Origin of the sequence: Pseudomonas sp. A34-9 (genome assembly GCF_029543085.1) — a bacterium.
Classification (GTDB): domain Bacteria; phylum Pseudomonadota; class Gammaproteobacteria; order Pseudomonadales; family Pseudomonadaceae; genus Aquipseudomonas.
Window position 1 is genome coordinate 6275092 of record NZ_CP119967.1, and the last position, 24899, is coordinate 6299990.

At 60.8% G+C, this 24899-nt stretch carries 27 protein-coding genes; 12 read left to right on the forward strand and 15 right to left on the reverse strand.

Going from position 1 to position 24899, the window contains the following annotated elements; translation table 11 throughout:
• Positions 1 to 79: 79 nt before the first annotated feature.
• Positions 80 to 661 carry a mechanosensitive ion channel family protein gene (locus P3G59_RS28240; protein WP_277759796.1) on the reverse strand — a complete coding sequence of 194 codons (582 nt, stop codon included), beginning with the start codon at positions 659 to 661 and terminating at the stop codon, positions 80 to 82.
• On the reverse strand, positions 661 to 2571 hold the full coding sequence (locus P3G59_RS28245) for an ATP-binding cassette domain-containing protein (protein ID WP_277759797.1): 1911 nt from the start codon (positions 2569 to 2571) through the stop codon (positions 661 to 663). Before P3G59_RS28245 ends, P3G59_RS28240 begins: the two co-directional genes overlap by 1 nt.
• 50 nt (positions 2572 to 2621) lie before the next feature.
• Between P3G59_RS28245 and P3G59_RS28250 the strand changes: the two genes are divergently transcribed.
• Positions 2622 to 3083, forward strand: a complete 462-nt coding sequence (locus P3G59_RS28250; protein ID WP_277759798.1) for a TIGR02444 family protein — start codon at positions 2622 to 2624, stop codon at positions 3081 to 3083.
• Here the strand turns inward: P3G59_RS28250 and P3G59_RS28255 are convergent.
• Positions 3080 to 4348, reverse strand: a complete 1269-nt coding sequence (locus tag P3G59_RS28255) for an AlgP family protein (protein ID WP_277759799.1) — start codon at positions 4346 to 4348, stop codon at positions 3080 to 3082. The two genes, P3G59_RS28250 and P3G59_RS28255, sit on opposite strands and share 4 nt — an antisense overlap.
• Before the next feature lie 192 nt (positions 4349 to 4540).
• On the opposite strand from P3G59_RS28255, the gene P3G59_RS28260 reads away from it, so the two are divergent.
• On the forward strand, positions 4541 to 5206 hold the full coding sequence (locus P3G59_RS28260; RefSeq protein ID WP_277759800.1) for an FKBP-type peptidyl-prolyl cis-trans isomerase: 666 nt from the start codon (positions 4541 to 4543) through the stop codon (positions 5204 to 5206).
• A gap of 59 nt (positions 5207 to 5265) precedes the next feature.
• Here P3G59_RS28260 and rsd read toward each other — a convergent pair whose 3' ends face one another.
• The 7 genes from rsd to P3G59_RS28295 all read right to left on the reverse strand — a co-directional run bounded on the left by rsd (position 5266) and on the right by P3G59_RS28295 (position 11655).
• Positions 5266 to 5724 (reverse strand): sigma D regulator, encoded by a 459-nt coding sequence (gene rsd, locus P3G59_RS28265; RefSeq protein ID WP_277759801.1) that lies wholly within the window; start codon positions 5722 to 5724, stop codon positions 5266 to 5268.
• A gap of 183 nt (positions 5725 to 5907) precedes the next feature.
• Entirely contained in the window at positions 5908 to 6459 is a 552-nt protein-coding gene (locus tag P3G59_RS28270; protein WP_277759802.1) for a disulfide bond formation protein B, read from the reverse strand.
• Between the two features lie 218 nt (positions 6460 to 6677).
• Positions 6678 to 7916, reverse strand: a complete 1239-nt coding sequence (locus tag P3G59_RS28275; RefSeq protein ID WP_277759803.1) for a heme biosynthesis protein HemY — start codon at positions 7914 to 7916, stop codon at positions 6678 to 6680.
• On the reverse strand, positions 7913 to 9055 hold the full coding sequence (locus P3G59_RS28280) for a uroporphyrinogen-III C-methyltransferase (protein ID WP_277759804.1): 1143 nt from the start codon (positions 9053 to 9055) through the stop codon (positions 7913 to 7915). Before P3G59_RS28280 ends, P3G59_RS28275 begins: the two co-directional genes overlap by 4 nt.
• 16 nt (positions 9056 to 9071) lie before the next feature.
• A complete protein-coding gene (locus P3G59_RS28285) occupies positions 9072 to 9833 on the reverse strand; it encodes a uroporphyrinogen-III synthase (protein ID WP_277759805.1) in 762 nt (253 codons plus the stop codon).
• The gene (hemC, locus tag P3G59_RS28290) at positions 9830 to 10771 is read right to left on the reverse strand and encodes a hydroxymethylbilane synthase (RefSeq protein ID WP_277759806.1); all 942 of its coding nucleotides are present in this window, start codon (positions 10769 to 10771) and stop codon (positions 9830 to 9832) included. The genes P3G59_RS28285 and hemC overlap by 4 nt, the downstream gene beginning before the upstream one ends.
• Positions 10772 to 10908: 137 nt before the next feature.
• Positions 10909 to 11655: a LytTR family DNA-binding domain-containing protein gene (locus tag P3G59_RS28295; RefSeq protein ID WP_007911111.1), complete on the reverse strand. Its 747-nt coding sequence runs from the start codon at positions 11653 to 11655 to the stop codon at positions 10909 to 10911.
• Between the two features lie 473 nt (positions 11656 to 12128).
• On the opposite strand from P3G59_RS28295, the gene argH reads away from it, so the two are divergent.
• Positions 12129 to 13523 (forward strand): argininosuccinate lyase, encoded by a 1395-nt coding sequence (gene argH / locus P3G59_RS28300; RefSeq protein ID WP_007911110.1) that lies wholly within the window; start codon positions 12129 to 12131, stop codon positions 13521 to 13523.
• Between the two features lie 126 nt (positions 13524 to 13649).
• On the opposite strand, the gene P3G59_RS28305 is transcribed toward argH, so the two are convergent.
• Positions 13650 to 14309 carry a glutathione S-transferase gene (locus P3G59_RS28305; protein ID WP_277759807.1) on the reverse strand — a complete coding sequence of 220 codons (660 nt, stop codon included), beginning with the start codon at positions 14307 to 14309 and terminating at the stop codon, positions 13650 to 13652.
• A gap of 123 nt (positions 14310 to 14432) precedes the next feature.
• Here P3G59_RS28305 and P3G59_RS28310 point away from each other — a divergent pair, with 123 nt between their 5' ends.
• The 3 genes from P3G59_RS28310 (at position 14433) to P3G59_RS28320 (ending at position 18249) form a co-directional block, all read left to right on the forward strand.
• A complete protein-coding gene (locus tag P3G59_RS28310) occupies positions 14433 to 14717 on the forward strand; it encodes a hypothetical protein (RefSeq protein ID WP_277759808.1) in 285 nt (94 codons plus the stop codon).
• Positions 14718 to 14976: 259 nt separating this feature from the next.
• A complete protein-coding gene (locus P3G59_RS28315; RefSeq protein WP_277759809.1) occupies positions 14977 to 15222 on the forward strand; it encodes a TIGR02647 family protein in 246 nt (81 codons plus the stop codon).
• 183 nt (positions 15223 to 15405) lie between these two features.
• Positions 15406 to 18249, forward strand: a complete 2844-nt coding sequence (locus tag P3G59_RS28320) for a class I adenylate cyclase (RefSeq protein WP_277759810.1) — start codon at positions 15406 to 15408, stop codon at positions 18247 to 18249.
• A 6-nt stretch (positions 18250 to 18255) separates the two neighbouring features.
• Here P3G59_RS28320 and rnk read toward each other — a convergent pair whose 3' ends face one another.
• The 3 genes from rnk to cyaY all read right to left on the reverse strand — a co-directional run bounded on the left by rnk (position 18256) and on the right by cyaY (position 19447).
• Positions 18256 to 18666 (reverse strand): nucleoside diphosphate kinase regulator, encoded by a 411-nt coding sequence (rnk, locus tag P3G59_RS28325; protein ID WP_103302553.1) that lies wholly within the window; start codon positions 18664 to 18666, stop codon positions 18256 to 18258.
• A 222-nt stretch (positions 18667 to 18888) separates the two neighbouring features.
• A complete protein-coding gene (locus P3G59_RS28330; protein ID WP_277759811.1) occupies positions 18889 to 19110 on the reverse strand; it encodes a DUF1289 domain-containing protein in 222 nt (73 codons plus the stop codon).
• A 4-nt stretch (positions 19111 to 19114) separates the two neighbouring features.
• Positions 19115 to 19447, reverse strand: a complete 333-nt coding sequence (cyaY, locus tag P3G59_RS28335; RefSeq protein ID WP_236427729.1) for an iron donor protein CyaY — start codon at positions 19445 to 19447, stop codon at positions 19115 to 19117.
• Positions 19448 to 19763: 316 nt separating this feature from the next.
• Here cyaY and P3G59_RS28340 point away from each other — a divergent pair, with 316 nt between their 5' ends.
• Genes P3G59_RS28340 through P3G59_RS28365 form a run of 6 tightly spaced genes read left to right on the forward strand, consistent with a single transcriptional unit; the run spans position 19764 to position 24373 of the window.
• Positions 19764 to 19937 (forward strand): lipoprotein, encoded by a 174-nt coding sequence (locus P3G59_RS28340; RefSeq protein WP_007911098.1) that lies wholly within the window; start codon positions 19764 to 19766, stop codon positions 19935 to 19937.
• A gap of 9 nt (positions 19938 to 19946) precedes the next feature.
• Complete coding sequence (gene lysA / locus P3G59_RS28345; RefSeq protein ID WP_277759812.1) at positions 19947 to 21194, forward strand: diaminopimelate decarboxylase; 1248 nt, start codon at positions 19947 to 19949, stop codon at positions 21192 to 21194.
• Between the two features lie 3 nt (positions 21195 to 21197).
• Complete coding sequence (dapF, locus tag P3G59_RS28350; protein WP_008084573.1) at positions 21198 to 22028, forward strand: diaminopimelate epimerase; 831 nt, start codon at positions 21198 to 21200, stop codon at positions 22026 to 22028.
• 13 nt (positions 22029 to 22041) lie between these two features.
• The gene (locus P3G59_RS28355; protein WP_277759813.1) at positions 22042 to 22767 is read left to right on the forward strand and encodes a DUF484 family protein; all 726 of its coding nucleotides are present in this window, start codon (positions 22042 to 22044) and stop codon (positions 22765 to 22767) included.
• A gap of 2 nt (positions 22768 to 22769) precedes the next feature.
• Positions 22770 to 23669 carry a tyrosine recombinase XerC gene (xerC, locus tag P3G59_RS28360; protein WP_277759814.1) on the forward strand — a complete coding sequence of 300 codons (900 nt, stop codon included), beginning with the start codon at positions 22770 to 22772 and terminating at the stop codon, positions 23667 to 23669.
• Positions 23666 to 24373 (forward strand): HAD-IA family hydrolase, encoded by a 708-nt coding sequence (locus P3G59_RS28365; protein ID WP_277759815.1) that lies wholly within the window; start codon positions 23666 to 23668, stop codon positions 24371 to 24373. Before xerC ends, P3G59_RS28365 begins: the two co-directional genes overlap by 4 nt.
• Before the next feature lie 190 nt (positions 24374 to 24563).
• Here the strand turns inward: P3G59_RS28365 and sutA are convergent, their stop codons facing one another.
• Complete coding sequence (gene sutA, locus P3G59_RS28370) at positions 24564 to 24890, reverse strand: transcriptional regulator SutA (RefSeq protein ID WP_116028492.1); 327 nt, start codon at positions 24888 to 24890, stop codon at positions 24564 to 24566.
• Positions 24891 to 24899 lie beyond the last annotated feature (9 nt).

The following is a 24899-nucleotide window of genomic DNA, read 5'->3' on the forward strand; positions in this document are numbered from 1 at the left end:
CGGCAGCTCCTACAGGGTATTGACGTTCACCCTGTAGGAGCTGCCGCAGGCTGCGATCGTTTGATCTTGCTTGGAATATCTACTTCTCGAACCCGCTCGACGGAAACACATCCGAACCGCGCCAACGTCGCACCGAGCGCTGGAAGAACAAGCTGTTCGGCACCTGCACCATGGCGCTGCCAGTCCCCAGCTCTTCAGCCTCGATCAACGTGGTGTAGAGCAGATTGATCGCCACCACCCGGCCTTTGACGCCCGGCTTGTCGGTGGTGTCCACCAGCTCGACGATATCCCCGAGGCGAAACGGTCCGACGGTAAAGATCAGAATCGCGCAGAGCAGGTTCGACAGCACGCTCCACATCGCAAAGAACGCCACCGCCGCCACCGCGACGAAACCCGACAGCGCCGTCCACAAAACAGTGGCCGAAACGCCGAGTCGCTCCAAAACGAAGATCAGCGCACTGCCCATGATCAGCCAGCGTAGAACACCCCGCAGCGGCATCAGCAACTGCGGCGGGAATGGATAGCGCTCACCCAACCGGGTCAGACCTTTGGCAACGAAGCGCTGGGTAAGGTAGCCGGCCAGCAGGATCAGCAGAATCTGCACCGCAAACCAGATCGGCTCGATCCACTCCGCCGGCAGCGGCAGCTTGAACGCTTCCATCAGGACAGCGCCTCCAGCTCCGCCTGCATGCTTTCCAGCGTCTCGAGGGCTTCCATCCACGCTTCTTCCAGCTCGGCTTCGCGCACTTTCAGCTTGGCCTGCTCGGCCAGCAGATCACGCAATTCGTTCTTGCGCGCCGGCTCGTAGATGTCGCTGTCACCGAGGCTGGCATCCACCTTGGCCAGCTTCTCGTGAAGCTTGCCCAACTCGGCTTCGAGCTTGTCGGCTTCACGCTTGTGCGGGGCCAGTTGCTGACGCAACGCAGCCGCCGCCTGACGCTGAGCCTTCTTGTCGGTCTTGTCCGGGTTGGCCGGAGTGTTGCTGACCGGTGCATTGCGCTGGCGGTATTCCACCAGCCAGCGTGCGTAGTCCTCGAGGTCGCCATCGAACTCTTCGACCTTGCCGTCAGCGACCAGATAGAAGTTGTCGGTGGTGCTCTTGAGCAAATGTCGATCGTGAGACACCACCAATACCGCGCCGCTGAATTCCTGCAACGCCATGGTCAGCGCCAGGCGCATTTCCAGGTCGAGGTGGTTGGTCGGCTCGTCGAGCAGCAACAGGTTCGGCCGTTCCCAGGCGATCAACGCCAAGGCCAGACGCGCCTTTTCGCCACCGGAGAAGTTCAGCACTGGCTCGTCGATACGCGCACCACGGAAGTCGAAACCGCCGAGGAAATCGCGCAGGGTCTGCTCGCGTTCGGTCGGCGCCAGACGCTGCATGTGCAGCAACGGGCTGGCCTTGGAGTCCAGCGAATCGAGCTGATGCTGAGCGAAGTAGCCGACCACGGTGTTCTCGCCACGGGTCAGGCGTCCGGCGATCGGTGACAGCTCGCCGGCGAGGTTCTTGATCAGCGTCGATTTACCCGCGCCGTTCGGCCCGAGCAGGCCAATCCGCGCCCCCGGGGTCAATTGCAGCCTGACCTTCTCGAGGATGGTTTTGTCGCCATAACCCAGGCTCGCATCGGACAGGTCGATCAGCGGGCTGGAAATCTTGGTTGATTCGCGGAAGACGAAATCGAACGGCGAATCGACATGCGCGGCAGACAACTCTTCCATCCGCTCCAGCGCTTTGATCCGGCTCTGTGCCTGACGGGCCTTGGTCGCTTGCGCCTTGAAACGGGCGATGTAGCTTTCCATGTGCGCACGCTGCGCCTGCTGCTTCTCGTAGGCCTGTTGCTGCTGGGCCAGACGCTCGGCACGGGCGCGTTCGAATGCGGTGTAGCCGCCGCGATACAGGGTGATTTTGCGCTGATCGACATGGGCCACGTGATCGACGACTTCATCGAGGAAATCGCGGTCGTGGGAAATCAGCAGCAAGGTGCCCGGGTAGCTTTTCAGCCACTCTTCGAGCCAGATGATCGCGTCGAGATCCAAGTGGTTGGTCGGTTCGTCGAGCAACAGCAGGTCCGACGGGCACATCAATGCCTGCGCCAGATTCAGACGCATCCGCCAGCCACCGGAGAAATCGCCGACCTGACGATCCATCTGCTCGTTGGTGAAACCCAGGCCGGCCAGCAGTTTTCGCGCCCGCGCATCGGCGGTGTAACCGTCGGCGCTGTCGAGTTCGGCATGCAGACGGGCCTGAGCGGCACCGTCGTGCGCCGCTTCGGCGGCGGCGAGGTCACGTTGCACCTCGCGTAGACGCAGGTCGCCATCGAGCACATAGTCGACGGCAAGACGCTCAAGCGTCTCGATCTCCTGGCGCATGTGGGCGATGCGCCAGTCAGCCGGCAGGAAGCAATCACCCGAGTCCGGGTGCAGCTCACCCCGGATCAAGGCGAACAGGCTCGATTTGCCGGCGCCGTTGGCACCGATGAGGCCGGCTTTGTGGCCGGCGTGCAGGGTCAGCTCGGCGTCTTCTAGCAGACGTTGCGGGCCACGCTGTAAAGTCAGGTTCTGAAGTCGGATCATAATGGCGGCGGAGTCTACCAGCTTCGCTCACAACTGGCGCGAGTAGCACGATGTCCTCTGACCTGTGGAGCTTTTCCCTTGCCACCTACGCCCGACCGGGTGTGGAAGACGCCTGCCTGCAACTGCAGACGGCGGGCGCGAATGTGTGCCTGCTGCTGTGTGGTGTATGGCTGGAGCAACGCAAAGTGACCTGCGATGAACAACGCGTACGACTGCTTCAGGCGCTGACCGAGCCTTGGGATACCGAGGTGGTGCAGCCGCTACGAACACTGCGTATGCAGTGGAAAGCGCAGGCAGTTGATGACGCGGTGTTGAAAGGCATGCGCGAGCAGATCAAATCACTCGAGCTCGAGGCTGAGCGAACGTTGCTGTCACGGCTTGAGGGTGTGGCGCAGGAGTGGATGCGCAACGACGCAGGTTCAATAACCTGGCTTGAAGAATTGGCCGGCACGGCGGCCAGCCCGAACCGCGACGCGCTGCAAGTGCTGCGCGTCGCGGCAACCGGCACTTAGGAAGCGCTGGTCGGGTTGTTGCTGGCGCTCGACGCAGCAGCTGGCGATGGCGCCGTCGAAGGGGTCGAGGTAGTAGCGGCTGGCGCAGCGGCTGCTGGCGTAGCCGGAGTGGCTGGCGCGGTTGGCTTGGCAGCTGGTTTGGCGGCAGTTGGTTTGGCAGCGGCTGGTTTGGCAGCGGCTGGTTTGGCAGCGGCTGGCTTTTTCACGGCTGGTTTTGCAGCTGGCTTGGCGGCCGCAGGCTTGGCAGCAGTGGTCGCTGGTTTAGCCACGGCGGCTGGCTTGGCTGCCGGTTTGGCCGTAGCCTTTACGGCTGGTTTTGCAGCCGGCTTGGCGGCAGTTTTTGCAGCCGGTTTAGCTGCAGCCGGTTTTGCGGCTGGCTTGGCAGCGGCGGTTTTCGCAGCAGGTTTTGCGGCTGGTTTGGCAGCGGCAGTTTTCGCTGGAGCAGCTTTGCTCGGGGCTGGTTTTGCAGCCGGTTTGGCAGCGGCGGCTTTCGCTGGAGCAGCTTTGCTCGGGGCTGGTTTTGCAGCCGGTTTGGCAGCGGCGGCTTTCGCTGGAGCAGCTTTGCTCGAGGCTGGTTTTGCAGCTGGCTTGGCAGCGGCAGTACGTGCAGCTGGCTTGGCGGCAGCTGGTTTCGCAGCAGTGGTTTTAGCCGCCAGTTTTGCAGCGCTCGCCGCAGCCGGTTTTTTCGCCGCAGGTTTTGCAGCGGTTTTGGCAGCTGGCTTGGCCGCCGCTTTCACCGGTGCCTTGGCAGCAGGTTTGGCCGCCGTTTTTGCAGCAGGTTTAGCTGCTGCAGTTTTTGCCGCAGGCTTGGCTGCCGCCGGTTTGGCAGCTGCTTTCTTCGCCGGTGCCGCAGCCGGTTTGGCAGCACGGGAGGACAAAACTTTGCCCACGGCTTCTTGAACGCGACCCACACCCTGGGCCAGTTTCAGGCTTTCCTGGGCATCGCGCTTGAGTTGCAGAATGTAGCTGCGAGTGTCGGACTGACGATCCTTCAAGGCATCGAGCAGGTCTTCCAGTTCTTTCACTGCGCCCTTGGCTTTAGTCTGTGCCTTGGCTTTGCCGGCGGCAGCTGCGTCCTGCAATTTGGTGCGGGACTTGTGCAGTTTTTCTTGCGCCTTGCCACGTTGCTTTTCCAGTTTGGCGAGCAGTTTTTCAGCATCAGCCAAAGCTTGGGAGCAAGCGTTTTCCAGATGCTCGAGCAGGCTGCCCGAGAGTTGTTGGAGTAAGTGCAACGGAGTATTTACAGGCTTCTTGGTGGCCGACATGGTTTACCTCCTGGCTGACGTGAGTGCGGCTCATACTAGACCTCTGCAGTTACCGCCGCTAGGGCATCTTGACAGTATCGAATGCGTTGCGTTGCACCGGATCGAAAATGTTCTGCGCGAAGTCAAAAGCAGTTCACCGTTGCAGACCTTCGCGCTGGCATAATCCACCGCATCTCAGGACGGAGAGTGCCCATGTCGCGCTACTTTTTTTTATCCCTCTGCATGATTTTTACGGCCGCTCACGCGGACGAAAAAACCACCGCGAACGATGCTCACGATCTGGCCTACAGCCTCGGTGCCAGCCTCGGTGAACGGCTGCGCCAGGAAGTCCCGCAACTGCAGATTCAGGCGCTGATCGATGGCTTGCAGCAAGCCTATCAAGGCAAGCCGCTGGCGCTGAGCGAAGCACGTATCGAGCAGATTCTGGCCGATCATGAAGCGCAAAATGCCGAACACTCTGCACAGCCTTCAAGCGATGCGGCGATGGAAAACGAGCAGCGTTTTCTCACCGCTGAAAAAGCCAAACCGGGCGTGAAGGAACTGGCCGATGGCATCCTGCTCACCGAGCTGACACCTGGCACGGGGACCAAGGCCGGCCCTGATGGAAAAGTGCAGGTGCTGTACGTCGGCCGACTACCCGACGGCACCGTGTTCGATCAGAACACTCAGCCGCAATGGTTCAATCTCGACAGTGTGATTGCCGGTTGGCGCACCGCGTTGCAGAACATGCCGGTGGGTGCGAAATGGCGACTGGTGATTCCATCGGATCAGGCCTATGGCGCCGACGGCGCCGGCGACCTGATCGCACCGTTCACACCGCTGGTGTTCGAAGTCGAATTGCGTGGCGCGACGAGTTGAACAGGCAATAAAAAACGGTGCGCCTGGGGCGCACCGTTTTTTTGGATCAAAGAAAAGTATCAGGCCTGAACCGGATCTTCTTCCTTGTGCGCTGTGTGCAGCACTTCAATCAAGCAGTCTTCAAGCTCGAAGCGCTCGTGCAGCAGACCGCCGAGCTCCTTGAATTTCTCGGCTACGCATTTGCCTTCATCGCACAGGTCGTTGAAAGCGAGCAGCTTTTCGGTGATGACATCGATGCGTGGATAGAGGGTCTCGGCGAGTTCGAGGCCACGCTTGTCGTTGAACGCCTTGGCTTCGCCCGTCAGCTGTTCGTAGATCTCGAAGTGCCCGGCCGAGACGTAATCGACCAGCACGCCGCAGAATTCCTGCAAGGGCTTGCGGTTCTCGGCCAACGACTCAGGCTGCGCACCGAGTTTGTCGTAGGCACCGATCAGCTCTTCACGCTCTTGCAACCAGCGGTCGATCAGCAGATGAACTCCACCCCAACGTTCCTGAGCATTCTGACAACTTTCGAGCATGGCGATCTCTCTTCCCTTGTGGGTCATGCTGCTCTACACCCGCGCCCCTCTTTTGATTTTGGCTTGGGGGACGGCCGGGCAGAGCGTCATCGAGCAACATAAATCCAATGACACGTGCGGGCCAGATTATGCCCGCACGCCTATGGCTTCAAGGTACGCAGGAGATAAAGTTCATACAAGTGTTTAATCCCGCAGCAGCACCGAGTGCGACGCTTCGCCGCTGAGCGGGCGTTGCAGAGCACTCCAGACCAGCCGCAACAATTGATACACCGCCAGAATCGAGACCGCGACGAAGAACAGCAGGCTCCACTCCGGGATGCTCAGGTCAAACAGCGTCCAGGAAATTTCCGCACAATCGGCGCCACCGCTGAACATTTTTTGCAAGGCGCAGATCCAGGGCAGGCCACTGAACAATGTATCCGTGGCAGGCGTGCAATTGAGCAGTTGCAGCACCGGATCGCTCTGTATCAATACCTGCCGCCAGGCCGCCGTGGTGCCTCCCAGGCTCGCGCCCAGGGTCAACAGCCAGTAAAACCACAAACCAACACGCTTGGGGCCATGCACCGCTGCCACACCACTGGACACGCACAGTAGCGTAAGGAACAGACGCTGCACCAGGCACAGGCTGCACGGCGTCAGACCGACAGCATATTCAAGATAATAGGAAGCTCCCAGAGCAAAGGCCCCCGCAGTGAAAGCCATGAAGAACAAGGAGCGTGAGCAGGCCAACGACATGGCTTTTCCGTAACAGTAGAGACAGACGGTTACGGTAGAGGAAAGCGTGTCAGCCTTTCAAGGCAAGGCCCTGCCGACAGTTCACCAGAGGTGTAGGGAAAACCCGACAGGTTCGATAGGAATCGGTGCAACCCGCTGTAGGACTTCGCCTCAAGCGCTTACTGAAGTTGAAATTTCAGCCACAAAAGGTAAGCGAGGGGGCAACCCCCCTCACCACTTCAGGCGTGAGCCAGAACCGGCAGCGGTGCCGCCAAAAGGCGTTCATCCAGCAGGCCAAGGCCTTCCTGAAACAACTGATTGCTGCGCTCGGTATCGCCCAACTGTGCGAGCAAGCGCGCCAGTTCCGCGCAGGCTTCCGGATTGCGCTGCACACGCAGACTGCTTTCCAGATAATCCCGCGCCTTGCCCCACAGACTTGTTTGCAGGCACAGACGGCCGAGGGTCAACAGCAAGCTCGGATCGTTCGGATGATCCTTCAGCCAGCCTTCAGCGGTTTGTAACTGACGGGCCGGATCGCTGCCGCGCACCAGACCGTAGAGACGGGCCAGATGGCTGTCGTACTTGCGCTTGAGGGCGGTGCGCAGCACGGCTTCCGCTTCGACCTGAGCACCCAACTGCCGCAGCTGTTCGGCGTACGCCAGCACCAGGGGCGGCTCCTGACGCTGAGCTGAGGTGAGTTGCTCCCAGGCGCGCGTGAGCGACTGCAAGCCGACGCTCCCATCCTCTTCGCGCTGCGCTGCCAGCGAAAGGTTTTCACCCCAGGCGCGGCGTTCCAGTTCAGCCAGTTCGGCGGGTGGCAGGACTTTGTCCTTGCGCAACTCCGGCAGCAAACGAATCACCGCCGACCATTCGCCGCGCTGCTGGTACAAGCGCTGCAACTGGCGCAGCGTCTGCGCATTGTGCGGATGGCGATCGTGCATCGCTTGCAGGGTCACCAAGGCACCGTCGGTATCGCCACGGTCGGTCTGCAACTGCGCATGGCTCAGAGCGATAGCCAGTTCTGCTTGAGGCTGACGCTCCAGTGCGCGCTCCAGCAAACGATCACACTCTTGGTAATTGCCTTGCTCATTGGCCGCGCGGGCAGCGCCGAGGTAGTACAGCAATGGCTGGCGCTCGGCTTCAGCCGCTCGATAAAGATGACGTTGGGCACTGGCCCAGCGACCTTCGGCCAGATCCAGTTGACCGTGCTCGATCGCCACCTGCACGCGCCGACTGCGGTTACGGCGCGACCAGGGATTGACCACGCCAGTGGAGGTCATGACCAGCTCGACCAACGCCTTGATGCCCCAGATCAGCAGCCACAGCACCGCAATCACCGCGAGTGTCGCCCACAGGCTCGACTCGTAGCGGAAGCTCTTGTAGGCCACCAGCACGTAACCGGAATGCTCGGCAATCGCCAGACCCAGTGCAGCGGTTGCAGCGATCACCAGAAACACAATCACATACAGGCGTTTCATGGCGTAGTCTCCTGCGCGGTGTTGGCGGCAGGTTTGGCGAAGGGTTTCACCGATTCTTCGGCATTGACATTGCGCCGCTCAAGATAGGCTTGCACCGCACTCAGCGTGCCGGCCAGATCCGGCGTCGTGACCGTGACCGGTTCCTTGCTGAGCTCGGCGACCTGCTCGAGCATCACTTTGCTTTGCGGATTGTCCGGGTTGAAATTGCCCTTGAGGACATCACGCGCCTCAGCCAGCGCCTGGCTGTAGACCGGGGCCTGCCCGTTGAGCGCGGCCCACTGCGCCTGCTCCAGTGCCAGGCTCAGGGCCAGACGCACCTGACTCAGGCTCTGCCCGGCCAGCAGTGGCCGCACATTCTTGTCGGCATTGAAATCGATACGGATGTAGCGCGAGACCTTGTCCCACCACTGCGCCCAGCGACTGGCGCCGTCACCGTCGGCGGTCAGGCCCAGCAGCGACTCGCCGCGATCCTTGTACTCCGGCGCCAGCTCGGTGAGGTCGATGACCTGATCACGCAACGCGCCGAGACGCAGGAACAAACCGGTACGATCCGGTTGTGCAGTGCTGCGCAGCGCCACCAGGGTTTTCGCCACTTGTTCGCGAGCGGCGAAGGAGCCGGGATCGTTTTGCTCACGGAGGATTTCGTCAGCGCCCTGCACCAGCGCCTGAGCGCTGCTGATGTCCTGCAACGCCGAAAGACGCAGGCTGGCCAGACGCAGCAAATGCTCGGCCTCGGCCAGGCGCCAGTCCTTGCGACTGGCGCCCAACACCGTTTCCAGACGCTGATTGAGGCGTTGTTGATCGCCCTGAAGCTGCGTCACCAGACGCTGGCGCTCGGCAAGTTCGTCGGCACCCGGCAACTGCGCGAGACGCTCGGTCAGACGCTGCTCATTGAGCTTCAGACTCTGCGCCTGATCGTTCAATGCCTGCACTTCACCGGATTGCTGCTGAGTATTGGTCTGCAGGTGACGGACCTGCCAGACACCCCAGCCACCGATCGCGACGCCGGCAGCGCCGAGCAACAAGGCGACGATGGCCAGTCCATTGCCTCGGCGCGGCTCTATGGCCGGCGGTGGAGTTTCAACCTGGGTTTCAATCACAGGCTGGACGTCATCTTTAGGCAAGGCTGTTTCGCTCACGTATCCATCCTTTGCATTAGAAAACGGGTACGGGATGCTCCCGTAACGCCGTCAGCAAAGCCGCGGCACTCGCGCCGCGGCAATCCACAACTGTTTGAGCCCCGGCGGCACGTGCCAGCTCGGCGACTCTTGGGCTTGGAACAAACAACGGCAACGCCGCGATGGTCGGCCAGGCATCACCGGCCATTTGGCGCAGGTGCTCGAAACCCTGTCCACTGCTGACCACCAGCCCGTTCAAGCGTTCCGCTTCGATCCGCCGTGACAGCTCCTTCGGGGCGTAGGCTGGCAAGTCGCGTCGATACAATTCCAGATACTCGACACTAGCACCTCGCTCACGCAAGCGCTCGGCGAGCAGCTCACGCCCACCCTCTCCACGCAGGATCAATACCTGCGCCCCGGGCTGGCTGACCGCCTCACGCAGACGCGGCAATTGCAGCAAGGCTTCGCTGTCATCGCCGTCAGCCGGGAAGCTGACGTCGAGACCGTGATCGCGAAGAATCTGCGCGGTTGCCGCACCGACGCTGAACCACGGCATCGCCAGCGAAGACGAGCTGCCGAGCAGGTCCACCGCAATGCGTGCCGCCGGTTTGCTGACCACAATCACCGCGTTACAACGCGGCAACTGCGCAATCGCCTGACGAATTTTGTCAGAGACTGGCAGCGCGACAATGTCCAGAAGCGGCAAACAGCTACTGAAAACCCCCTGCACTGCCAACGTCTGCGCCAGCGCCGTACAGTCATCCGCAGGGCGCGTCAGCAGCAGGCGCCAGCTGGTCACTCGTGACCTGCCTCGCCGTACACCGCTTTGAGAATATCGTCGGCGCCCTGGCTGAGCAGATCTTCAGCCACCTTCACGCCCAGTGCTTCGGCATCCGCGCGTGGCGCACGCGCCTCGGCGCTGAGCAACTTGCCGCCACTCGGCTCACCGACCAGACCACGCAGCCACAACTGCTCGCCTTCGAGCACGGCGTAGCAGGCGATCGGTACCTGGCAGCCGCCATTCAAATGTTTGTTGAGGGCACGTTCAGCGGTGACCCGCGACGAGGTATCGGCGTGATGCAGCGGCGCGAGCAAGGCGTGAATTTGTGTGTCGGCGCTGCGGCATTCGATACCGACCGCGCCCTGGCCACCGGCCGGGAGGCTGTCATCAACGCTGATCGCCGAGGTGATGCGCTCTTCAAAACCGAGACGGATCAAACCGGCCGCTGCGAGGATGATCGCGTCGTACTCACCGGCATCGAGTTTGGCCAGACGGGTGTTGACGTTGCCGCGCAGGAAGCGGATCTGCAGGTCGGGGCGACGGGTCAGCAACTGTGCCTGACGACGCAGGCTGGAGGTGCCAACGATGCTGCCGGCAGGCAATGCCTCAAGGCTGGTGTAGGTATTGGACACGAAGGCATCGCGCGGGTCTTCACGCTCGCAGATGCAGAACAGACCGAGGCCTTCCGGGAAGTCCATCGGCACGTCTTTCATCGAGTGCACGGCGATGTCGGCTTCATTTTCCAGCAGCGCAGTTTCCAGTTCCTTGACGAACAGGCCCTTGCCGCCGATCTTCGACAGCGGCGAATCGAGCAGCTTGTCGCCGCGACTGACCATGGGCACCAGCGTCACCAGCAGGCCCGGATGGGCCGCTTCCAGACGGGCTTTGACGTATTCGGCCTGCCAGAGGGCCAGCGCACTTTTACGGGTGGCGATGCGGATTTCGCGAGAGGACATGGATCAATCCGTACTGAATAGATACGGCGGATAATAACAGCTCAGCCAAATCCACTTTGACTTGAATCAGAGTCGACGCGGCCTCCCTGGCCCGCATGTCCGGCAAAAAGGAACTGGCGCAATCCGCAATGACCGGGTTACAGGCCCTGCATCATCTTGCGCACACCGGCCACATGCCGACGGCTGACGATCAGCGCGTCACCATTGAGCCCTTTGAGGAACAGCTGGAAATGCCCCAGCGGCGTGCGTTGCAGGCGTTCAATACGGTCGCGGGCGACCAGCGCGTTGCGGTGGATACGCACGAAGCGCTCGCCGAATTCGTCTTCCAGCGCCTTGAGCGGCTCGTCCAGCAGCACTTCGCCGGCCTCATGGCGCAAGGTCACGTATTTATGGTCAGCAATAAAATAGACCACCTGATCCAGCGGGATCAGTTCGATGCCTTTGCGGGTGCGGGCGCTGATGTGGCTGCGCGGGCCGGTTCCGCTTTCGGCAGCGGGACGGGTCAGGGCCGAGAGTTGCGCCCGGTTGGGACGTTCCGCCCGTTTCAGGGCGTCATGCAGATGTTCGGTTCGCACGGGTTTCACCACATAGCCCACGGCGCTGGCCTGCAGGGCTTCCACGGCAAATTCATCGGGGCTGGTGCAAAACACCACGGCGGGCGGCGTTTCTCGTTCGCACAGACGGGCAGCGACTTGCAGGCCATCGAGGCCCGGCATGCGGATATCAAGCAGCACGATATCCGGTTTGTGGCTGTCGATCAGTGCCAACGCCTCCTCGCCATTCGTGGCGCTGGGCTCCAGAACTGTATAACCCTCGAGCTCGCTCACCATTCGGCTGAGGCGCTCGCGAGCCAGTGGTTCGTCATCAACGATCAGGACATTCATATTGCGCTGGATTCCTGCGTGAGTCTCGCACAAGGATAGCGTAGACAGGTGAAGTGACGTCCGTCACCGCGATCCACGCTAAGACTAGCCCGAGCGCCAAAAAGTGCCGTACGTCGGCCAGCAATATTTGCCAGTGTCCGGGTCGTACTGCTCAAAGCCCGCTGTTTCCTGCGTTTCTCACGGGGATTGCCGAAGGACAATTACACCCACCCCCCTCTTCTTATAGTCGGCGGCCAGACCTTTGCGCGATCTGCAGTCGCGCCGACCCTTATGTCCTACTGTAGACGCTCGTCGGGCCGATATTGCTCAATCGAAAAATATCCTTGCGCAAATCCCCCGGGTGCAGCGCCGACTATGGCGCACACAATGAGAAAAAAACGTATCGACCGGTGTCAGCGACAGTCTGGGCAACCCTGTTATTATCCGCGCCAGCGTTTCACGCCTTTTTTCTTCAAGCCGATACGAGCGAATTCATGAGCACTGACAAGACCAATCAGTCCTGGGGCGGCCGCTTCAGTGAACCCGTCGACGCCTTCGTCGCCCGCTTCACCGCCTCCGTCACTTTCGACCAGCGCCTGTATCGCCACGACATCATGGGCTCGATCGCCCACGCCACCATGCTGGCCAAGGTCGGCGTGCTGACCGATGCCGAGCGCGACAGCATCATCGATGGCCTGAAGACCATTCAGGGCGAAATCGAGGCCGGCCAGTTCGACTGGCGCATCGACCTCGAAGATGTGCACATGAATATCGAAGCACGCCTGACCGACCGCATTGGCGTCACCGGTAAAAAACTGCACACCGGGCGTAGCCGCAACGACCAGGTCGCCACCGACATCCGCCTGTGGCTGCGTGACGAAATCGACCTGATCCTCGCCGAAATCACGCGCCTGCAAAAAGGCCTGCTGGAGCAAGCCGAGCGTGAAGCCGCGAGCATCATGCCGGGCTTCACCCACCTGCAGACCGCGCAGCCAGTGACTTTCGGGCACCACATGCTGGCCTGGTTCGAAATGCTCAGCCGCGACTACGAGCGTCTGGTCGACTGCCGCAAGCGCACCAACCGCATGCCACTGGGCAGTGCCGCGCTGGCTGGCACCACCTACCCGATCGACCGCGAATACACCGCGCAACTGCTGGGCTTCGACGCCGTGGGCGGCAACTCGCTGGACAACGTCTCCGATCGCGACTTCGCCATCGAATTCTGCTCGGCCGCGAGCATCGCGATGATGCACTTGTCGCGCTTCTCCGAAGAGCTGGTGCTGTGGACCAGCGCGCAGTTCCAGTTCATCGATCTGCCGGACCGCTTCTGCACCGGCAGCTCGATCATGCCGCAAAAGAAAAACCCCGACGTGCCGGAGCTGGTGCGTGGCAAGACCGGCCGTGTGTTCGGCGCATTGATGGGCCTGCTGACCCTGATGAAGGGCCAGCCGCTGGCCTACAACAAGGACAACCAGGAAGACAAAGAGCCGCTGTTCGACGCCGCCGATACCCTGCGCGATTCGCTGCGGGCTTTTGCCGACATGATCCCGGCAATCAAACCCAAGCACGCGATCATGCGTGAAGCGGCGCTGCGCGGTTTCTCCACCGCGACCGACCTGGCGGATTATCTGGTGCGCCGTGGCCTGCCGTTCCGTGACTGCCACGAAATCGTTGGTCACGCGGTCAAGTACGGCGTGGACACTGGCAAGGATCTGGCCGAGATGAGCCTGGAAGAACTGCGTCAGTTCAGCGATCAGATCGAGCAGGATGTGTTTGCCGTGCTGACCCTGGAAGGCTCGGTGAATGCCCGTGACCATATCGGCGGCACTGCGCCGGCGCAGGTCAAGGCTGCCGTGGTGCGTGGCCAGGCGCTGATCGCTAGCCGCTAAAGATCAAAAGCTTCGCGAGCAGGCTCGCTCACACAGGTTTTGCGTCGTACACGTAATCGTGTTTCAGCACACAACCCTGCGGGAGCGAGCTTGCTCGCGAATGCAATCTTCAGAACAGCAAAAAAATTACTTCTTGGCAGCGATCATCGCCAAAAACGCCGGCATCGCAGCTTCCTTGTCCGCTGCAATCTTCTGCACATGCGGATTCTGCTCAAGCCGCTCCAGCAGCGCTTTCGCCTGTGGCATCTCAGCCAGCAAATCGATCCCGAACAGTTTCTGCCCGACCGCACAGGCCAGCGGCACGCTGTAGAGGAAATACAAATCGGCGATGCTCAAGCTGTCACCCGCCACGTACGGGGCGAACTTGCCATGCCGACCCAGCGCCGCAAAGCCCAGCAACAGTTCGGCCTTGGTCTTTTCCTTGATCGCATCCGGCAAAGTCACACCGAAAAACGCTTCGCCGTAACAAGCGCGACCCGGCAACTCGATGTACAACTCGATTTCCTTGGCAATCGCCAGCACCTGCGCGCGCTCGAACGGATCGCTCGGCAGCAGCGGTGTGCCTTTCTGGGTCTGTTCGAGGTATTCGAGGATGATCGCCGTTTCGTTGATGAAACCCGCGTCTACGCCCAGCACCGGCACTTTACCGCGCGGGCTGATGGCCAGTGATTCCGGGGTCGGCGCCGGGTAGAACGTGACTTCCTCGAACGGCAGGCCTTTTTCCAGCAGCGCCAGTTTGACCATGTTGTAGTAGTTGCTGACAGAGAATCCGTAGAGCTTGAGCATCACATAGCCTCCAGGCCGTGCGGGGTGGGCAGTGCCTGTTTATAGATCGCTCAGGCGTTTCCCGCCAGCAGCATTACCCACCTGAATGCAGGTAAACTGGCGCCTTTCCTTAAGGAGCCTGCCATGAGCGAGCCGACAGACATCGATAACGACGAAGAAGAGTTCACCGAGGCTACCTTGATCGAAGCCATCGAGAACCAGATCGAAAGCGACAACCCGCCAGCCGCCAAAGCGACCTTCAACAAGCTGACCCTGGTAGGCGTTGAGCGCGAAGAGATCCTCAATCTGATGGCCCACGTGCTGGCCTGCGAAATTGACGCGATGCTCGATGAAGACCGCGCTTTCAATACCGAATGGTACGAAGCGGCGCTGCGTGCATTGCCTGAGTTGCCACCAGAAAAACAGTAACAACACATTCCCCCCTGTGGGAGCGAGCTTGCTCGCGAAAGCGGTACATCAGCAAAAACAACGCTGAATGACACACCGCTTTCGCGAGCAAGCTCGCTCCCACACAATTTGTCACCCATCTATCCGCCCTGCGCCTGAGCCCCGACTACACTGGAATCCGCCTCAAGACAAAATCCCTGATCTGAGCACTGGACATGCCGCAAAAGCGGGTTCACCTTAGGGACGCTGTCGTCCAATTCCTAGAAAGTCTGGAGTCCTTATGTCGCTTACCCCTGAGTTGGTTGCCGAACTGGAAGTCCTCGCACTCTTTCCCCTGGACAGTTCCCAGGAAGGTTTGAAAATTCATCAGACCGCTGCCCCGAAACATATTTCTGCCGCCAAACGCCTCTTTGAAAAAGAACTCACCGACCAGCCCGATGGCGGGTATCTGACCAGCCTCGGTCGCGACGCCGCACAAAATGTGCAAACCGTGCTGACCATTCTGAGAGAGCAAGAAACCGCCTGATTCCCCCTGACGTCGCCCACGGGAACTCCTGCCACGGGATTTCCGCGGGCCTGCCCGGTCGCCCGCGATAGAAATCTGACGTCAAAAAACAAATTCAGCTTAAAAGTCCAACCGCGCAAAGGCTAAACTGCCTCCCATTCCGAGACCCTCTTCGTCCGAGCCTGCGAGCCGGTTTGAGCTGACATGACGCGCACCCACGAAATCCGCCCCGACCTGGACGAAGGCATCGACCGCAAGGTTCTCAGCCAGCTGCGCGCGCGTTTTCTCAAACTCAATGAAGGCCGCCTGGGCCGCGCCCTCGAAGGGTTGTCGCCACGCCAACAGAGCGTACTGACGCTGTTGCCACTATTCTTCCACGTCAATCATCCGCTGCTGCCAGGTTACGTCTCGGGCATTACGCCGGCCGGCCTGTCGAATTACGAGCCGGACGCCTCGGTACTGGCCGAAGCCCAGCGCCTGACCCGTTCGTTCTCCTACAAGCCGCGCCACGGCAGCAACCCGCCACGACCGATTCACGGCCTGTTCCTGATGGGCAGCCTCGGCACGTTGGCGCAGGCCGATCAGAGTGACATGGACGTGTGGGTTTGCCACGCGCCGGACCTGAGCGAAAGCGAACTCGCCGAATTGAGCAAGAAATGCCAGTTGCTTGAAACCTGGGCCGCGAGCCAGGGCGCCGAGGCGCATTTCTTTCTGATCGACCCGGTGCGCTTCGTCAAAGGCGAACGCGACACCCGGCTCAGCTCGGAAAACTGCGGTACCACCCAACACTATCTGCTGCTGGACGAGTTTTACCGCACCGCGATCTGGCTGGCCGGGCGCACACCCATCTGGTGGCTGGTGCCGGTTTACGAAGAAACCGCCTACGACCTCTACACCCATACCCTGCTGTCCAAGCGCTTTATCCGCGCCGACGAAACCCTCGACCTTGGCCATCTGGCGAGAATTCCGCCCGGCGAGTTCATCGGCGCCGGATTGTGGCAGTTGTTCAAGGGCATCGAATCGCCGTACAAATCGGTGCTCAAACTGCTGCTGACCGAGGTCTACGCCAGCGAACACCCGCAGGTGCAGTGCCTGAGCCTGCGCTTCAAAAAAGCCGTGTTCGCCAATCAGCTTGATCTCGATGAGCTGGACCCGTACATGGTCGTGTACCGGCGCATCGAGGAATACCTCACCGCACGCAACGAACCGGAACGGCTGGAACTGGTGCGCCGCGCGCTGTACCTGAAGGTCAACCGCAAGCTCACCGGCAACAGCCGCACCCAGAGCTGGCAACGTTCGTTGCTGGAGCGGCTGGCCAGCGAATGGCATTGGGACCAGCGGCAACTGACGCTGCTCGACAGCCGCAGCCAATGGAAAGTCCGTCAGGTCAGCGCCGAACGCCGCGCGCTGGTCAATGAGCTGAACTACAGCTACCGCTTCCTCACCCAGTTCGCCCGCACCGAACAGACGGTCAGCCTGATCAACAAACGTGATCTCAATGTGCTCGGCCGCCGGCTCTATGCCGCCTTCGAACGCAAGGCCGACAAGGTCGAGTTCATCAACCCCGGCATCGCCCCGGATCTGGCCGAAGACACCCTGACCCTGGTGCAGTCGCGCAACAAAAAGGAACCGGGGCAGACCCAATGGGGCCTCTATAACGGCAGCCTCACGGCACTTGAGTGGGAACACTTCGCGCCGATCAAGCGCAGCCGCGAATTGCTCGAACTGCTGACCTGGTGTCACCGCAACGGCGTGATCGACAGCAGCACCCGCCTCGCTTTGCATCCCGGCACCAGCGACCTCAGCGAATTCGAGCTGTTCAACCTGCTCGGTAGCCTGCAACAGTGCATCGCCCTGCCCTTGCCCACCGTTGCCGAAGAGCCATTGCTGCGTGCAGCGGTGCCGAGCGAAGTGCTGATGCTGGTCAACGTCGGGATTGATCCACTCAAGCATCACCGCGACCTCAACATCCTGATGACCACCGAGCGCACCGACTCGCTGAGTTACGCCGGCGTGCGCGAAAACCTCGTGCTGACGCTGGATCAGGTCACGCTCAACAGCTGGAACGAAGTGCTGGTCAACCGCTTCGACGGCCCGCATGCCCTGCTCGATTGCCTGCGCGATTACTTGAACAATCTGCCGCGCGGCCCCTTGCAACCGTCGTTGAAGGTGCGTTGTTTCTGCCACAACCGCGCGCAGTTCATTGCCCGTCGCGTCGAGGAAATCGTCGACACCGCGCAGAATCTGCTGCTCAGCGAGTTGAACCACCGCTACCTGATTCAGGTGCAGCAGCATTATCACGTGCTGGAATTGGTGCCGGGCCAGGTCAACCACGTCGCGCTCGCCACCCTGCCGGCGTTGTTCGATTACCTCGGTGAAGAGCAGCCGCGTTACAGCCCGCTACATCTGGACCCGATGGCGCTGGAGGAACATGACCTTGCGCTGATTTTGCCGATGGGCCGGCCGGAGTGCATTCAGGTGTTCTATCGGATCACCGAACAGCAGGCACAGCTGTACGTGCTGGATGAGTTCAACGCACTGTGGCAGCAACATTTGCCTTATCACGACGAGCAGAGTTTGCTGGTGCCGTTGCAGCGCTTCCTGCAATCAATTCTGTTTCGCCGCGAAGCGGTGCTACCGATGGACGCCGGTCCCGATGGCCGCCTCGAAACTTTGTATTACCAGTTATTACCTTCGGGTCCGGGGCGCGCGCGAAGGGTCGAAGCGCGGCCGGCACCGCAGACGCCAGTGAACAAGCCGTTCTACGACGTGCAGGCGATCGTCGGCAAAGCCGCACCGGGCGAAGTGCAGGTCACCCTGTATTGCAATCAACGGGAATTCAGCGAGCTGGAACATGGCGACCAGCTGTTCAGCGTGGTCGCCCGGGAGATTGTCGAGCAGCGCCGCGAGAGCGAACGCTATCGCTGCTACATCACCGACCTCGACCTTTCAGGCCTGCTCGGTGACGGGCAAAGTTCAAGCAATCTGTATCTGCGTTACAAGGCTGACCTGGAGCGCGCTCTGAACGAGGCACTCGAACAGGTCTGAGGCGGGTTACTCGCGGAAATCACCGCCGTTGGCCGGCTGCGATTCGACTTCGAGCAAGGTCAGTTTGAGGGTCTTGCCACCCGGTGCCGGCCAGTCGATGTGCTGACCGACTTTCAGGCCCAGCAGCGCACTGCCGACCGGAGCCAGAATGGAAATCTTGCCTTCGTCGGCATTGGCATCCTTGGGATAGACCAGCGTCAAGTGGTAGTCCTTGCCACTGCCTTCTTCACGGCAATGTACGCGGGAATTCATCGTCACGACATCGGCGGGCACTTCATCGTGGCCGACCACGGTGTCGGCGCGGTCCAGCTCGGTTTGCAGCGCAATCACGCCCGGCAGCGAGTCATCCAGGCTGTCGATCAGGCGCTCCAGACGTTGTACGTCCAGACGGGTAAGGGTGATGGAAGGTGCGGTCATGATCCGGGCAGACTCCTTTCTTCTGCACACAAAAAAAGCAAAACCCCGCCAAAAAAGACGGGGTTTTCACCAAGCCTCGATGGGTTGAGGCGTGTTCGGACACTATCACAGCTCAAAAAATATACAAGTCACCCACCCGGCCAGCCCTGTAGCAGCTGCCGCAGGCTGCGATCTTTTGACCTTGAATCTTTAAACGCAAAAGATCGCAGCCTTCGGTAGCTCTTACATTGAGCAATTGCGGCGTTCGGCGGCCTGGGCGCAGATGATCCGGCGGCGTTGATCGTCCGCCGAGCGCCACTCTCTGATGTCTTCAACATGCCGAAAACAGCCGAGGCAAACCTTTTGTTCGTCCAGTCGGCACACCCCGCTGCACGGCGAAGGCACTGCCGGGCTGATGTTGCTGTAAAGCGGCTTGGGTGGACGAACGGGCGCGGTGTCAGTCACGAAATCACAGACCTTCGAAATCGAAATCAGCGTCGGCCTGTTGCTTGACGATGCGCTCAAGCATTTCGCCCAACTGCTCTTCGCTCTTGTCGCACATCCAGCGTTCGCTCTCTTCGTCGTAGTCGAAGTGGAAACCACCGGACACCGCCGCCAGCCACAGCTGACGCAGCGGCTCCTGGCGGCTGAAGATCAGCTGCGAGCCGTTTTCGAACTTGACGGTGAGCACACCGGCCGAGTTCTCCATGTCGATATCCAGATCGCTTTCGTCAAAGATGTCTTCCAGTTTTTCCTGGGTTTCATCGACCAGATCGTGAAAACGGGCTTCGGACAAACTCATTGCGGCAACCTCAAAAAATGTCTGATCAGGCTCAAGCGCCGAAAGATACGGACGCTTCTGGCCGATTGCAAAGATTAACGACCAAGCACCCGTTGCCCCATACAACGCCGAACCCTGTGGGAGCGAGCCTGCTCGCGAATGGCCGGCACATTCAACATTATGGCTGGCTGACATACCGCATTCGCGAGCAGGCTCGCTCCCACAGGGAATCATGCGCTTCTCGGGAGCCCCGCCGGACGGGAACCCCCTCGCATAGGCAAGCTGCCGGGTGGCCGGTATACTCCGGCGCAATTAACGCATTTTCAAGGATTTCGCCATGAAGCGCCTGATCTCTTCCCTTGCTGCGCTCGTCGCGGTTGCCTGCCTCGTTTCGGCCTGTGGTCAAAAAGGCCCGCTGTACCTGCCGGATGACGATCAGGACCCGGCCGAGCAAGCCCAGTCTTCGCAGAAGCAGCCGTCCAAAGCTCACAAGCACGACGTTTACCAATAAGGGATCGCCATGGACGCTTTTAACTACCGTGGCGGGGAGCTGTTCGCGGAAGGTGTGGCGCTGTCCGCCATCGCCGAGCGCTTCGGCACGCCCACCTATGTTTACTCGCGCGCGCACATCGAGGCTCAGTATCTGGCTTACGCCGATGCCTTGGCCGGCATGCCGCACCTGGTTTGCTTTGCGGTCAAAGCCAACTCCAACCTCGGCGTGCTGAATGTCCTGGCCCGCCTCGGTGCCGGTTTTGACATCGTTTCCCGTGGCGAGCTGGAACGCGTACTCGCCGCCGGCGGCAGCGCTGACAAGATCGTCTTCTCCGGTGTCGGCAAGACCCGTGACGACATGCGTCGCGCACTGGAAGTCGGCGTGCACTGCTTCAACGTCGAATCCACCGACGAGCTGGAACGCCTGCAAGTGGTTGCCGCCGAACTGGGCGTTCGCGCACCGGTGTCGCTGCGCGTGAACCCGGACGTCGATGCCGGCACCCACCCGTACATTTCTACCGGTCTCAAAGAGAACAAGTTCGGCATCGCCATTGCCGACGCCGAAGACGTGTACGTGCGCGCAGCCCATCTGCCGAACCTGGAAGTGGTCGGCGTTGATTGCCACATCGGTTCGCAACTGACCACGCTTCCGCCATTCCTCGATGCCCTTGACCGTCTGCTGGATCTGGTCGACCGTCTCGGCGATTGCGGCATTCACCTGCGCCACATCGATCTCGGTGGTGGTTTGGGTGTGCGTTATCGCGATGAAGAGCCGCCATTGGCTGCCGACTACATCAAAGCGGTGCGCGAGCGTTTGAACGGCCGTGATCTGGCGCTGGTATTCGAGCCAGGCCGTTTCATCGTTGCCAATGCCGGCGTGCTGCTGACGCAGGTCGAGTACCTCAAGCACACCGAGCACAAAGATTTTGCCATCGTCGATGCAGCGATGAACGACCTGATCCGCCCGGCACTGTATCAGGCGTGGATGGACGTTACCGCGGTCAAGCCGCGCGAGAGCGCTGCACGCAAATACGACATCGTCGGCCCGATCTGCGAAACCGGCGACTTCCTCGCCAAGGATCGCGAATTGGCCCTGGCCGAAGGCGATCTGCTGGCCGTGCATTCGGCCGGTGCCTACGGCTTTGTGATGAGTTCCAACTACAACACTCGTGGCCGTGCCGCTGAAGTGTTGGTAGACGGTGACCAGGTTTTTGAAGTGCGCCGCCGCGAAACCGTGGCTGAGCTGTTTGCCGGCGAAAGCCTGCTGCCGGAGTAACCCATGCTGCTGCGTTTTACTAAAATGCACGGCTTGGGCAATGACTTCATGGTTCTCGACCTGGTCAGCCAGCACGCGCATATTCAGCCAAAGCACGCCAAGCAATGGGGCGATCGGCACACCGGTATCGGTTTCGACCAGTTGCTGATCGTCGAGGCGCCAAGCAACCCGGACGTGGATTTCCGCTATCGGATCTTCAATTCCGATGGCTCGGAAGTCGAGCAGTGCGGCAATGGTGCGCGCTGCTTTGCGCGCTTCGTGCTCGACAAGCGTCTGACCGCCAAACGGCAGATTCGCGTCGAGACCAAGGGCGGCATCATCGAACTGGACGTGCGTAACGATGGCCAGATCGGCGTGAACATGGGGGCCCCGCGCCTGGTGCCGGCGGACATTCCGTTCGAAGCGCCGGCGCAAGCCATCAGCTATCAGCTGGAAGTCGACGGCACCACGGTCGAACTGGCCGCCGTGTCGATGGGCAATCCGCACGCGGTATTGCGCGTGCAGGACATCAACAGTGCACCGGTGCATGAGCTGGGCCCGAAAATCGAACACCATCCGCGCTTCCCGGCCCGGGTCAATGTCGGTTTTCTCCAGGTCATCGACCGCAACCGCGCGCAATTGCGCGTGTGGGAACGTGGTGCCGGGGAAACCCAGGCCTGCGGTACCGGCGCCTGTGCCGCAGCTGTCGCGGCCATCAGTCAGGGGTGGATGGATTCGCCGCTATTGATCGACCTGCCTGGCGGGCGTCTGTCCATTGAATGGGCTGGCCCTGGCCAACCGGTGCTGATGACCGGTCCGGCAGTGCGTGTATACGAAGGACAAGTACGTCTTTGAGTGAGCAGAAACCATGACCGATAAGCCTCAGGTACCCGCCCGACAGTCCGACGAATCAGCGTCCGAGAGCCTGGAGGCGGCAGCGGTTGCCGCATACCTGGAGGCTCATCCGGACTTCTTCGTCGAGCACGAAGAACTGCTGCCGGCGATGCGCATTCCCCATCGTCGCGGTGACACCGTGTCGCTGGTCGAACGACAGATGACCATCCTGCGCGACCGCAACATCGAGATGCGTCATCGCCTCTCGCAGTTGATGGACGTTGCCCGCGATAACGATCGCCTGTTCGACAAGACCCGCCGTTTGATCCTCTCCCTGATGGACGCCACCAGCCTCGAAGACGTCGTCATCAGCGTCGAGGACAGTCTGCGCCAGGATTTCCAGGTGCCCTTTGTCAGTCTGATCCTGCTCGGTGACAACCCGGCACCGGTCGGTCGCTGGGTCAGCCACGCCGACGCGCAAGTCGCCATCGGCGGCCTGCTCACCGAAGGCAAAAGCGTCAGCGGCACCCTGCGTGAACACGAGCTGGACTTCTTGTTCGGTGAGGAACAGCGCAAGCAGATCGGCTCCACTGCCGTCGTCGCGGTCAGCCATCAAGGCATCCACGGCATTCTGGCGATCGCCAGCCGTGACCCGCAGCACTACAAGAGTTCGGTCGGTACGCTGTTCTTGAGCTACATCGCCGAAGTCATGGGCCGCGTGCTGCCACGGGTCAACAGCTCTCTGCGCTCGGTACGCTGAGCATGGAACGGCAACTGGACGCTTACTGCGAACACCTGCGCAGTGAGCGACAGGTGTCGCCGCACACGCTGTCGGCCTACCGCCGCGACCTCGATAAAGTCCTCGGTTGGTGCGTGAAACAGAACATCGACAGTTGGGCAGCGCTGGATATTCAGCGTCTGCGCAGCCTGATCGCCCGCCTGCACGCGCAGGGCCAGTCCTCGCGCAGCCTCGCCCGCCTGCTCTCGGCGGTGCGCGGGCTCTATCACTATCTGAATCGCGAAGGCCTCTGCGACCACGATCCGGCGACCGGTCTGGCGCCACCGAAAGGCGAACGTCGCCTGCCGAAAACCCTCGATACTGACCGTGCGCTGCAACTGCTCGAAGGTGCGGTCGAGGATGATTTTCTTGCGCGGCGCGATCAGGCGATTCTGGAGTTGTTCTATTCCTCCGGCCTGCGCCTTTCCGAACTGACCGGACTCAACCTCGATCAACTCGACCTCGCCGATGGCATGGTTCAGGTGCTCGGCAAGGGTAGCAAGACGCGCTTGCTGCCGGTCGGTAAAAAGGCCCGCGAAGCGATCGAACAGTGGCTGCCGTTGCGCGCGATGACCAACCCGACTGATGATGCCGTGTTCGTCAGCCAGCAAGGCCGGCGCCTTGGCCCGCGAGCGATTCAGGTGCGGGTCAAACTGGCCGGCGAGCGCGAGCTGGGGCAGAACCTGCACCCGCACATGCTGCGGCACTCCTTTGCCAGCCACTTGCTGGAATCCTCGCAGAACCTGCGCGCGGTGCAGGAATTGCTCGGCCACTCCGACATCAAGACGACGCAGATCTATACCCACCTGGACTTCCAGCACCTGGCGGCGGTCTACGACAGCGCCCACCCACGGGCCAAACGCATGAAAGGCGATGATTCATGAGCATCCAGTTGATCACCTTCGACCTCGACGACACCCTGTGGGACACCGCCCCGGTCATCGTCAGCGCCGAAGCGGTATTGCGCGAATGGCTGAGCGAACACGCGCCGAACCTGGGCGCGGTGCCGGTGGAGCATTTGTGGGCGATTCGCGAGCGGGTGCTGACCAGTGAGCCGGGGCTGAAACATCGCATCAGTGCGCTGCGTCGGCGGGTGTTGTTTCATGCGATGGAAGACGCTGGTTACGCCCATGGTGAAGCAACCGACCTGGCAGACAAGGGCTTTGAAGTGTTTCTGCATGCACGGCATCAGATCGAAGTTTTTCCTGAAGTCGAGCCGGTGCTGGAGATCCTCGCCAATCACTATGCGCTTGGCGTGGTCACCAATGGCAATGCTGATGTACGCCGGTTAGGGCTGGCGGATTACTTCAAGTTTGCGTTGTGCGCCGAAGATATCGGCATCGCCAAACCGGATGCCCGGTTGTTCCACGAGGCATTACAGCGTGGTGGTGCCACCGCCGAAACCGCTGTGCACATCGGTGATCATCCGGGCGATGACATTGCCGGGGCACAGCAGGCGGGGTTGCGGGCGATATGGTTCAACCCGGCGGGCAAGGCCTGGGAAGCGGATCGCTTGCCGGATGCCGAGATTCGTAGCCTGAGCGATTTGCCAGCAGTGCTCGCACGCTGGAATACCCTCTCGAACTGATCTACTACCCCCTGTGGGAGCGAGCCTGCTCGCGAAGGCATTCTATCATTCAATACTGATGTTGACTGACCCACCGCTTTCGCGAGCAGGCTCGCTCCCACAGGGAATTGCATTCGTTTCGATAACTTTATTTCACCCATGAAAAAGCCCGCAGCGACGGCGGGCTTTTTCAGCAAGCAAGCGGCACGCCTCAGATAGGGCGGCTACCGTACTTGTTGTCCGGCTTCTTCGGAGGATCGGCGACCACATTGGCCTCCACTTCCTGAACCTTGCCGCCGCGCGACAGGAACTCTTCCATGGCCTTGGCCAGGGCGTCGCGTTCCTTGTTCTTGGCCTCAATGCTCGGCAACTCGTCTACCGACACCGCAGCCTTGGCTTTGCCTTTGGCAGCCGGGGCCGGCGCATCGTCGCCACCATCGTCGTCAGCAACGTCTTCCGCTGCTGCTTCCAGACCTTCCTCGGCCTCGTCTTCGTCGCCTACTTCGAGGTCGTCGTTTTCCAGATCATCGTCGCTCATGTTCTACCT